The following is a 10,636-nucleotide window of genomic DNA, read 5'->3' as shown; positions in this document are numbered from 1 at the left end:
CCAGGGCTCGACGCCGGAACTCCGGCGGGTGGGCAGCAGGCATCTCACGGACTCCTTCCGAGACGATCATCGCCTCAACTCAGTTGTCCGGGAAACCGGGTCAGGCTCCGAGTTCATCAACCTCGCTCGACGTGAGCACCTTCAGTCGCGGACGAGTGGGGGTTTGATTCCCGGAAGGTGTCTGGTACGCCAGGTACTCCGCGTGGCATCTGGTGGCCTCCTCGATCAGTGAGATCGTCGATTTTCCGCTGTCTCCGTGATTTGAGTAGAGGCTCAGAACCTCCACCACGGGCTCCGCTCGTCAGAACCACGCTGCTGTCGCCGTGAGAAGCCTCCGGGATCCGTGCCATCGGCACGGATCCCGGAGGCTTCTTCGTGCGCGCCTCAGATCCGGCGCAGCCGAGCGATCACGAAGCGGCCGCGCAGCGTGCAGGTCCTACCGGGCTCGAGCAGGGCGGCATCGAGACGCGCGAGGGGGCGGTCGTCGAGCGCGCCGTCGTCGTCGAGAGCGATCAGCGTCGTCGGGCCGCCCGGCTCGGCGCTCACGGTCGCAGCATCGATGACCTTCACCGTCGAGTCCCAGGTGTCCCGCCGCGTCATGACGTTCAGATCGAGGAATCCGGCCTCGTGCGGCGTCGCGGAGACCTCGTCCTCGCCGTCGAAGGCGATGACGTCGTCGACCGCGAGCGTCACGGCCCGGCCGTTGATCACGAGGTCCACCGCACCAGGGCCGAGCGCGACCTGCCCCCGGCGCACGCCGGGGTAGGCGCTGTACGGCTGCGTGCCGGTGATCTCTGCGATGCTGATCCGCCAGGTCCACGCATCCGTGGCGTCGGCGTCGTCGAACAGCGTCCGGGTGATCCCGAGACCGTTCTTCCACGCCCGCGGGGTGAGGGCGGCGTATTCGAGGATCGGAACCGTCATGATGCCGATCGTAGTTTCTGCCCCGGATCCCTGCGAGGAAGCAGGCGCCTCAGGTCATCCGCGTCACGACGACGTAGACGAGGATCGCGGCGACGATCACTCCGCCGATGATCGCCGAGCGGGTCTTCGAGGCCTGCTGGGCGGACGTCTTCTGCTTGCCGCGGGCGCGCCGCACGGCCGCGGAGTCGGCGCCGAGGACGCGTTCCATGGCGGGGATGTTGGTGCGGTAGATCCGCAGTGCCTCGCGATGCCGCCCGAGCGAGATCAGCGTCTCGGCGCGATCGTCGGTGGCGTCGAGCGTGATCGCGTGCTCGACGCCGAGCGTGCCGGCGCCCGTCTTCGCGGCGTCGTCGTAGGCCGCGAGCGCCTCGGCGAAGCGCTGGGCGTCAGCCAGTCGCCGGCCGAGCCAGATGCGCAGCTGCACGGCCCGCTCGGGGTTCGATCCGGCGCCGTCGGCGACCTCGATCGCGCGCTGCTGCACGACGGCCATCTCATCGACGCGGCCCAGGTGTGAGAGGGCGAGACTGTGGTCGTTCAAGGCGTCGGCGAGCGCCCACGGATCGCCGGGCAGCAGACGCTCGAGCTGCGGCACGATCCGGGCGTAGGCCTCGGCGGCCTCGCGGTACGCGCCGAGGCGCTTCGAGCACTCGGCGGCGCCGCGCTCGGCACGCAGCCAGTCGATGCCGGCGGTGTCGCTCAGCGCCTCGCGGGCGCGGCTGTACTCGACGAGGGCATCGCCGTAGCGATTCTGCCGCGCGAGATGGTCGGCATAGCGCAGTGCGGCGAGTCCGGGCGACGCACTGCCGTCGTCGGAAGCGCGACTCGTCGAGGCGAACCCGGCGCTGACCTGAGCGGCGAGGACATCCCGCTCCTCCTGGGCGTCGCCGAGACGGGCAAGGATCCCGTCCAGGTCGCGGATCCGGCTCAGCGTCTGCGGGTCCGTATCGCCGAGGACCTCTCGCGTCTCCGCGACGACGCGTTCGCTCAGCTCCCTGGCACGGTGCAGGTCTCCCGTATCGGCCACGGCGCCGGCGAGCGCGGACAGTGTGCTCAGCGTGTGCGGATCGCGAGCGCCGAGAGCAGCGGTGCGCCGGGCGAGAACGGCTTCGAAGCGGCGGACCGCGTCGGCGAACCGACCGAGATGCCTCTCCTCCAGGGCGCGGTTGTGCAAGGTGATCAGGGTGTCCCGATGCTCCGTGCCGAGGATGCGCGACTGCAGCGCGTACAGCCGATCGTAGGTCGCGGCCGCCTCGGCATCCCGGTCGAGTTGGCAGGCGGCGAGAGCGAGGTTGCCGATGACGCGGCCGGCCTGTGCGGTGTCGGCGGATCCGTCGGCCTCCAGCCGGGCGAGCACGGGTCGCAGCAGCGCCTCCGCCTCGGCGGGGCGATCGTTGCGCAGATGCACCGCGGCGAGGTCGATCGCATGGCCGACGTCGCCTGAGGCGTCGTAGAGTGCGCGCATCTCGGCGGCGGCCTCGTCGCTGCGCCCCAGATCCTGCAGCGCGAGGGCGCGGACGTCGCGGAGTTCGGAGACGGCCTGCGGGGATGCGCCGTCGTGCTGTGCGATCTCGATCGCGTCGGCGAGCAGCTCTTCGCTCTCGGCATTGCGTCCGATGCCGCGCAGCGTCGCACCGAGTGCGTATCGGGATTGTGCGAGCCGGGTGGCGGCGGTGCGGAGATCCTCCGCCGTCGAGGCCTCCGCCGCGAGGCTCGACTCCAGTTCGAGAGACCGTTCGAAGGGGGCGAGAGCCTCGGAGCCGCGGCCGGCATCGCGCAGCGCCGAGCCGAGGCGGTCGCGCAGATCGATCTCGCTCCGGCGGCCGGCGGGGCCGAGTCCGCGAAGGCGCTCCGCGCCGGTCTGCAGCGCGTCCAGGGCTTCGGGGGAGTGCGTCTCGTGCCACCGGGACAGATCGGTCCAGGCGTGCGCGAGCTCGCTCGCGAGCTGGTACGGGGTCGCCCGGGATGGATCCGGATCCGCGGTGGGACTCGAATCCGCCTCGGACGCGACATCGGCGGAGCGCAGCTCGTCGACGGCACGATCCAGATGCGCGCACCGCGCGACGGCTGCGGCGAGGGCGGTCTCCGGAGGGGCGGACGACGCGTCCCGCTCCGTCGCCGCACGCAGGACCCGGGACAGGAGGTCTCGCGAGCGCAGCGCGAGCGAGGCGCGCGACGGGCGATCGGCCGTATCGTCGACGATCTCGCGGGCTTCGGCGATGAGCCCCGGCCACCCACGAAGGCTGTCTGCGCGGTCGAGCTGCACCTCGACGGCCATCATCCGGGAGGTGAGCACCTCATCGGAGCCGGGGCCGAACCGCGCGGTCTCGAGCACGGCGATCCGGCGCACCAGCGGCAGCGGGTCCTCCGCGGGGGCGCCGTCGCGGGCGAGCACGCGCAGAGGGTTGATGCGGAACCTCATGGCGTCCAGGGTGAGCGCATCGTCCTCGCCGCGCTGCCGCTGCAGCGCCGGGATCAGCAGGGCGAGGTCGGCATCGGCCCCGGCCATGTCGCCCGACCAGTAGCGGGTCCTCGCTCGCCACCACCAGGCGTCCAGCGTCGCCGGAGCATCCATCCCGAGCAGGGCGCGGCGTCCGTCCAGCACCTGTCCCCAGAGCAGGGCGGACTGTTCGTCCTCGTCCCGCCGGGACAGCTCGGCGGCCTTCGCCGCGAGCGCGGTCAGATGATTCTCGCCGCGCTCGTCCGCTGCGGCGGCGCGCGCGATGAGCAGGTCGTAGGCGAGCAGCCCCTCCGCCTCGTTCATCCGGGAGAGCAGCTGTGCCCGCCGGTCCAGCAGCCAGAGCAGGCGTCCGTGCGCGCCGCCCAGCACCTGCTCGCCTTCGGCGATGAGGGCGTCGAGAGCGGCGACGGTGCCGGCGGAGGCGAGGTCCCCGCCGACCAGCTGCTCCGCGGCGCGGGCATGCAGGTGGTCGTCGAAGAGGTCTTCGCGATCCTCATCCCCAAGACCCTGATCCGCGAGCGCACCCTCGCAGACCTCGGCAAGAGTGCGGTAGAGCTCTCTGGCCTCGTCCTCACGCCCGAGTTCGTCCAGGCCGTGGGCCAGGCCGCGCAGCGCGCTGCGGTGCGCGGAACCGCCTTCCCCCTCGGTCATCAGTGCTTGCGGGAGCAGTTCGCGGAACGCGTCGAGCGCCCGGGCGATGCGCACCGTGTCGCGGCTGGAGACGTCGGACCACGCGGACTGGAGCGCATCTGCCATCACGCTCTCGACAGTAGAAGGCTACGGGGTGCCGGGCAACTCGCCCGGCGTCCGGGAGCGAGCTGAGCGTCAGGCGAAGGATCCGACGACGATCGTGATCAGCTCCGGGGGTCGATCAGGATCAGCCCCTGCTTCGTGTCGGAGACGGAGACCCAGCCGCGGCCGAACAGATAGGTCATACCGTAGCCCTCGGCATCCCTGCTGAGCGTGGTGCGCGGATCGGCCGTGACGTACACGCCGCGGTCGCTGTCCTCGCGGACCCATCCCTCCGAGACCAGCGCGGCCTCCCGAGCGGCGGCATCGGCGCCCGAGATCGGCGCCCAGCCGTAGAGCAGGCCGTGATCCGATGCGGTGGACGGATCCGCCCACAGGCAGGCGATGCCGCCCGGGACCGGATCCGGGCCGAACGCGAAGTCGCGCTGCATCGCCGACCAGCCCTGCGCATGCAGAGCGGCGACGGTGTCAGCGGGGATGAGCGTCTCGCAGCTCAACGGGCGCGGCGACGCGGCGGGGACATCGGTGGCGGCCGGCGTCGGGGATGATGCCGAACGGGTGGGCTCGTCCGACGCGCGCGACGCGGAAGAGGCTGACGGGGCGGGGGAGGGAGTCCCGGTGCAGGCAGTGGTCGCGGCGAGCACGCCGAGCGACACCGCCGCGACGGCCAGTGCGCGCGTGGAGAACCGCATATCAGCGAGCGGCCGCCGCAGGCGGCTCTGCGGCTCCGTGCAGCTGCGCGAGGAACGCCTCGTGCAGCACCCCGTTCGTGGCGAGCGCCGAGCGCCCGGAGAGCGTCGCGGTCCCGTCGTAGGCGGTGGCGGCGCCGCCCGCCTCGGCGACGATCGCGAAGGCCGCCGCGATGTCGTACTCCTTGACGTCGAACTCGGCGACCATGTCGATGCGGCCCTCGGCGAGCATCATGTAGGAGAACACGTCGCCGTAGGCGCGATCGCGCCACACGCGGCGGCTCAGCGCGATGAGCTCGTCGAGGTGGCCCGCCTCGTCCCACTGGGCGATGCTCTGGAAGCTGACGCTCGCGTCGTCGAGGCTCGCGACGTCCGACACGCGGATCGCGCGCGGCTCCGCATCCGTGGAGGCCCACGCGCCGAGGCCGGGCGCGGCCCACCAGCGGCGGCCCAGGGCGGGCATGCTGACCACGCCGACGCGGGCGACGCCGTCGACGGCGAGGCTGATCATGGTGCCCCACATCGGCACCCCGCGAAGGAAGTTCGCCGTGCCGTCGATCGGATCGATGATCCACTGCCGGTGCGCATCGCCCGAGGTGCCGAACTCCTCGCCGAGGATCCCGTCCTCCGGGCGCTCGGCCTGCAGGATCTCCCGGATCGCGCGCTCGGTCGCCAGATCCGCATCGGTCACGTGCGAGCGGTCGGCCTTGAGCGAGACGCTCAGATCGGCGGCGTCGAAACGGGGTAGTGACTGCCCGTCGGCGGCGTCGGCAAGGCGGAGAGCGAGGTCGAGGTCGCTCTGGAAGTCGGCAGCGGCGCGGGTCTCAGACACGCCTCCAGGATACTGGCGTGCGGTGGCCGAACCCTGGGCGCACGCGGCCCAGAGCGCACTCCGGGCCGACGACACGCCAGGGATGCACGGAGAGCCGCCGCCGATTTCGCTTCCGTCCGAACCGCTGGTAATGTGATTCCTCGGCCGGGGAACCGGCCCGCCGAGCACCTCTAGCTCAATCGGCAGAGCAACTGACTCTTAATCAGTGGGTTCTGGGTTCGAGTCCCAGGGGGTGCACCAGCGAGAAGGCCCGGAAATCCTGAGCAAAATCAGGTTCTGGGCCTTCTTCCGTTTCCGGATTGCAGAGCCGATCAGCGCGAAAACAGCGCGTGTGTTTCAGCGTGGTGCTGTCGGTGGCCTGCGGCAGGATGAGACTGTGGCGACGAGTAGATGGCACAAGCGTGGCGCGGACCCGGCCGAGCTGCAGGCACTTCATCCGGGAGTGCCGTCGTGGATCCGCCGTCGCGTGCTTGTTTGGGCCGAGGTTGTCTCGTCGCAACCGCAGAACAGCAGCCTGAACTCGTATGTGCCGGACCCGCAGATCCTGGAGGAATACGAGACGGCCGTCCGCCGCCCGACTACGCTTGTGCCCGTCTTTCGGCAGCGCGGCATAACTGAGCTCTTCGAGATCATGGAGGAGGAAGAGTTCCTGGACTTCCTTGACTTTCTGGTGTTCCGTACCGCAGAAAGTGGTGTCTACGATGACGCCAACGACCTACTAGAGGCTGTCCTCAGTGAGGGAGGCTCTGAATGGCGCGTCGGCACCCGCGACGGATTCGCATCGCTCGAGAAGCGGGTTCCGGAGGGCGTTGCACTGGCTGCCGAGCAGACTATTGCCCGTACTGGCCCTGCCGGTGATCTGCTCGCGGAGGCGTGGCACGCGGCGTTCGGTAGATCGCCCGATCCCGAAGACGCCTACGAGAAGGCGATCAAGGCAGTCGAGGAGGCCGGGGTGCATGTCGTCACTCCGAAGGACACAAAGTCCACGCTCGGAAAGATGATCAGCGTGATGAAGGCGCAGAAGGACTGGAAACTCGACCTGCCGGCACCGGACGCGGATGTCCCAATCAAGATGGCAGAGGCGCTGTGGGTCGGCCAGGAGAGCCGTCATGGCGGCAATGGCTATCGCAAACCCACCCAGGCCGAAGCGGAGGCAGCCGTCCTGCTCGCTGTACCGCTGGTGCAGTGGTTCTCGTCTGGCGCCATCGCCCGTCGTCCCTAGATCGCTCGCCGCAACGGAGTGATGTTGGAGGCCTCGGCCTCTGCCGCGCGCATGATGTCGTCCAGCACGTCCACGTCGGCGCGCTTGTCGAGAAGGTGCCCGTAGACGTCCACGGTCGTCTGATAGCTCGCGTGGCCCATCCATCGACTGACCTCGTAAAGCGTGTACTGAGCCCCCTTGCCAATCTGGGAGATCATGACGGTGGCGTAGTAGTGGCGGAGGTCGTGCCAGCGGACGCCGGTGATGCCCAGGGGCGTGAGCGCCTGCTTCTTGAAGTAGTAGCGGATGACCGAGCCGATATCGAACTGCCGGTCATAGTCGAGGCCGTGCGGGTCGCCCGCGGAACCGGGAATGCGTCCCGGCCACAGCGCGGCATCGGGGTCGTGGCGGTTCGGGTGGTTGGCCAGGTAGTCGGCCATCTCCTCACGGATCGAACGGGGGAGCGGGACCGAACGCTTGCCGCTCTTGGTCTTGGGCGTGTCGATCTTCCATCCGCCCTTCACCCGCCGCACGCTCCGTTCCACGCTCACCTCTGCGGCGACCTGGCCGAACGCCGTCACGGCTCCGATGCGCAGCGCGGCGAGCTCACCTTCGCGGAGGCCGGTGTGGGCCGCGAACCGCACCAACAGCCCGTACGGGGCGTACTCGTCGAGCAGTCGCGAAATCTTCATTACGACTCCCGGCTGCAACGGGAACTCGCGGCGCTTCTCGACCTTGACACGGGGCTTCTTGACGGCTTCGCACGGGTTCGCCACGATCAGGCCGTGTCGATGGGCGTACTTGAACACGGTGTTCAGGGCAATCCAGCTGCCGTGCACTGTGCTCTGCGACAACTGCTTCTTGGTGCGCTCGGAGGTCTTTGTCCGCATGTCCTTCAGCCACGCCTCAACCTCCATGCTCGTGATGGTGTTGATGCGGCGGTCCCCGAACGTCGGGAAGATGTGCACTCGGAAGGCGAGGTCGTACCCCTCGCGGGTCTTGTCCTTGCGGTCGTCGGCGGCGACGGCGTCCAGCGATGCCGTGGCGACCTCACGGAAGGTCTGCGCGCGCTTGACGTAGGCGGTCGTCGTGGACCCGTGCGCCTTGGCAAGCTCGATGTTCAGCTTGAACGCCTTCGCCGCCTTCATCGTCGGGAACGTCGCGCGCTGCTGTACGTCGTCGTGGTCGCGGTATCGGTAGGTGTAAGAGATCACCTTGCCGGTGACCTTCGAGACGTTCGGCGTGATGCCGCTCTTGTTCGCCATGTGCTTCTCCTTGGTGGGGATGGTTCGTACGGATGATTTCTGAGCGAGGCATGGGCCGTGATTTGGCCTCGGTCCGCCCATACCTCGCTCAGGGCGTCAGACCGACGCCACCGCCGAGCGGAACTCGCGGGTGGTGGCGAGGTCACCCAGCGAGGTCGGTTCGATGGACGGTCCGGAGTTGGCGCGTCGGACGTGCACCCGCACCCGCTCGCCGGGGACGGGCGTGACGGCGGTGACCGTGGCGGGGTCAATGGGCTCCGGCAGGCCAGGGCCGACCGTCCGCTGACGTAGGAAGACCGTGTCTCCGACCTTCAGCGCGCTGACGGTGACGACCGGGCCGGGGGTGTACTTGTGCTGGATGGACATTGCATCTCTCTCTGGGTTAGGCGGCGCTCGCCGCGGTGTCCTTGGTGGGGTCTGGGGTCGGCGTGGCCGAGGTCGATGGCTGCTCGGTCTGCTCGGTAGCGGCGGCGTAGGCGCGGCGAACGGTCGATTCCGACCACTGCGGTAGGCCTGTGGGCGAGAGGACGCCCTCTGCGGTCAGGTCGGCCGCGATCCGCCCGAAGCTGTGCCCTTCGGTGTCGCGGGTGAGGACGATGCGCCGGAGCACGGCGGGCGGGATGGCGGTGCGGCGTCCGTTGCGCTCTCCGCGGGCCTTGCGGGCGGCGAGGGCTTCTCGCGTGCGGGACGCGATCAGGTCACGCTCCAACTCTGCGAAGGTCGCCAGCATGTTCGCCATCGCCCTCCCGCCTGGTGTGGTCAGGTCGAGAGCGTTGTCCAGCACCACCAGCGCCCAGCCCTGCGTGATCGCGGAGTCGATGATGGCGGAAGCGTGGCGCACCGATCGGGCGAGGCGGTCGAGTTTGGCGACAATCAGCCCGTCGAACTGTCCCGCGGAGAGCACGTCGAGGCCGTGCCGTAGCTCAGGGTTGACGTGCTTGCCTGAGCATCCGAGGTCACGCGCGAGCTCGTAGGTCCACCCGCGCCGCTCGCACTCCTCAGCGATGGCGGCCTCTTGCGCCTCGACACCCAGACCGGAGCGCTCCTGTTCCTCGGTCGAGACTCGGACGTAGCCCAGCATGTGCTTGGTCGCGTGCTTGGTCATCGGCTGCGCCTCTGGAGCCAGGTCGGGAGCGGCCCGACGTAGGACACACCGAGCACCGCCAGGACACAGCCGAGATGAACAGCGAGGAGCCCGAGGATGTTCATCGCCCCGTCTCCTCGGTCTGCTCGTCGGCCAGCATGATCGTGGCGGCTGCCAGAGCGAGTGCTGCTGCCAGGTCGGCGGCCTCGTGGTCCAACAGGGCGAGCTCCAGACCGGGAAGCTGCACCCGGACGATGGGCTGCTCGGGTGCGTGTGGCAGGGCGTCCACGTTAACGACGATCGGCCCTCCTGCGAATCGGGCATCGAGGACGGCGGGCAGGTTCAGCCGGTAGGGCTGTTCGGTCGAGTCGGGCTCGGCGGTGTGGGTGTTCATGGTGTCCCTTTCGTGCTGGTTGTTGCGGCGGAAACGTCCGTCAACGCCTTCCGCCTGAAGATGAACTCTCGGGGTCGTTCTGAGCGGTCCGCTACTCGGCTCTGAGAATCCGAATCTCTGGGGAGATCGGCGGGCAGATGGGCCGAGGGGACCAGATCGGCGTTTTCTCTCGCCCTGGCTCAGCCCGCGGCCCATCCCGCTCACTCCTCGTCGTCCCGGGGTGCCCTGCGGGCGAAGTGTGACCCGTTCTGCGCCTCTCCGGAGGCGGCACGGCGAGCGGCGGACTCGGCGTACCTCGTGGAATGGCCCGCGGCGATGGCCTCCATGTACGCCTCTCGGCTGCGCTGGTTGGCTGCGTCGTCGGCAGAGCGTCGGGGCTTGGTGCTGGGCTGCTCGTCGTCCGGCGTCGCCAGGACCGCGGGCAGAGGGTCCGACTCCGGCAGAGCGGGACGGGCAGCGGCGCGGTCGTGCTCGCGGAACGCCTTGCGGTCGTGGCGGGTCTGTACGGGCGGCTCCGGCTCGTCGTCCACGATCACCGCGTCCAGAGCATCGAACTCTTCCGCGCCAGGGTCGGAGTCGATCTCGACCAACGACGCTTCGATGACGTCATCGAAGCTCTTGCCCTTCTCCAAGGTGACTTCGACCGCGGCCTTGGCTCCGAGGTTGGCACGGTCGAGGAGGTCCTTCGCGGCGGCGAGCTTGACCTGATCTGCAACCTTGGGCGAGGTCATCAGCTCGACCAGCTTCTTGGCGGCGAGGTTGCTCGCCATAAGGATGCGCACCTGGGCGGCTGCCCGCACAGCAGGAGCCCGCCCGCCATGCGTTCCGCAGACGTTGGAGCCTTTGATGGGCGGGCGGTTACACGGGTCGCCGTTGGACCGATGCGCCGTGCAGAGCACCTTGGGAGTGCGCCCGTCCTTCCACCTTCTGAAGCGCCCTGAGTTTGTTGGAGACTCCTGACCTTGGAAACGAGGATGGGGTTATGCCGAAAGAGCAGACATCAGGGAAGCCGACGACGCGTCGGTATTCGCCGGAGGAG

The 10,636-nt window shown here is 69.2% G+C and carries 10 protein-coding genes and 1 tRNA gene; 2 read left to right on the top strand and 9 right to left on the bottom strand.

Going from position 1 to position 10,636, the window contains the following annotated elements; all coding sequences use genetic code 11:
• Nucleotides 1–384: 384 nt before the first annotated feature.
• From WFJ01_RS18755 to WFJ01_RS18740, 4 genes are all read right to left on the bottom strand, one after another.
• A complete protein-coding gene (locus WFJ01_RS18755; protein WP_336629996.1) occupies nt 385–924 on the bottom strand; it encodes a HutD/Ves family protein in 540 nt (179 codons plus the stop codon).
• Between the two features lie 49 nt (nt 925–973).
• Nucleotides 974–4,138, bottom strand: a complete 3,165-nt coding sequence (locus WFJ01_RS18750; protein ID WP_336629995.1) for a tetratricopeptide repeat protein — start codon at nt 4,136–4,138, stop codon at nt 974–976.
• Between the two features lie 98 nt (nt 4,139–4,236).
• Entirely contained in the window at nt 4,237–4,824 is a 588-nt protein-coding gene (locus WFJ01_RS18745) for a hypothetical protein (RefSeq protein ID WP_336629994.1), read from the bottom strand.
• Between the two features lies 1 nt (nt 4,825).
• Nucleotides 4,826–5,653 (bottom strand): inositol monophosphatase family protein, encoded by an 828-nt coding sequence (locus WFJ01_RS18740; RefSeq protein WP_292880730.1) that lies wholly within the window; start codon nt 5,651–5,653, stop codon nt 4,826–4,828.
• Nucleotides 5,654–5,817: 164 nt separating this feature from the next.
• Between WFJ01_RS18740 and WFJ01_RS18735 the strand changes: the two genes are divergently transcribed.
• Together WFJ01_RS18735 and WFJ01_RS18730 are read left to right on the top strand one after the other, a co-directional pair.
• A tRNA-Lys gene (locus WFJ01_RS18735) sits at nt 5,818–5,893 on the top strand.
• On the top strand, nt 5,886–6,875 hold the full coding sequence (locus tag WFJ01_RS18730) for a hypothetical protein (protein WP_336629993.1): 990 nt from the start codon (nt 5,886–5,888) through the stop codon (nt 6,873–6,875). Before WFJ01_RS18735 ends, WFJ01_RS18730 begins: the two co-directional genes overlap by 8 nt.
• Here WFJ01_RS18730 and WFJ01_RS18725 read toward each other — a convergent pair.
• The 5 genes from WFJ01_RS18725 to WFJ01_RS18705 all read right to left on the bottom strand — a co-directional run bounded on the left by WFJ01_RS18725 (nt 6,872) and on the right by WFJ01_RS18705 (nt 10,367).
• The gene (locus tag WFJ01_RS18725) at nt 6,872–8,119 is read right to left on the bottom strand and encodes a tyrosine-type recombinase/integrase (protein ID WP_336629992.1); all 1,248 of its coding nucleotides are present in this window, start codon (nt 8,117–8,119) and stop codon (nt 6,872–6,874) included. The two genes, WFJ01_RS18730 and WFJ01_RS18725, sit on opposite strands and share 4 nt — an antisense overlap.
• Nucleotides 8,120–8,215: 96 nt before the next feature.
• Nucleotides 8,216–8,485, bottom strand: a complete 270-nt coding sequence (locus WFJ01_RS18720) for a hypothetical protein (RefSeq protein ID WP_336629991.1) — start codon at nt 8,483–8,485, stop codon at nt 8,216–8,218.
• Between the two features lie 16 nt (nt 8,486–8,501).
• Complete coding sequence (locus WFJ01_RS18715) at nt 8,502–9,224, bottom strand: recombinase family protein (RefSeq protein WP_336629990.1); 723 nt, start codon at nt 9,222–9,224, stop codon at nt 8,502–8,504.
• Nucleotides 9,225–9,324: 100 nt separating this feature from the next.
• Entirely contained in the window at nt 9,325–9,597 is a 273-nt protein-coding gene (locus tag WFJ01_RS18710) for a hypothetical protein (RefSeq protein WP_336629989.1), read from the bottom strand.
• Between the two features lie 200 nt (nt 9,598–9,797).
• Nucleotides 9,798–10,367, bottom strand: coding sequence for a hypothetical protein (locus tag WFJ01_RS18705; protein WP_336629988.1), 570 nt, complete (start codon nt 10,365–10,367; stop codon nt 9,798–9,800).
• Nucleotides 10,368–10,636: the final 269 nt, after the last annotated feature.

Source organism: Microbacterium sp. MMO-35, from assembly GCF_037147555.1.
GTDB lineage: Bacteria > Actinomycetota > Actinomycetes > Actinomycetales > Microbacteriaceae > Microbacterium.
This window is presented reverse-complemented; position numbering and strand designations above follow the sequence as displayed.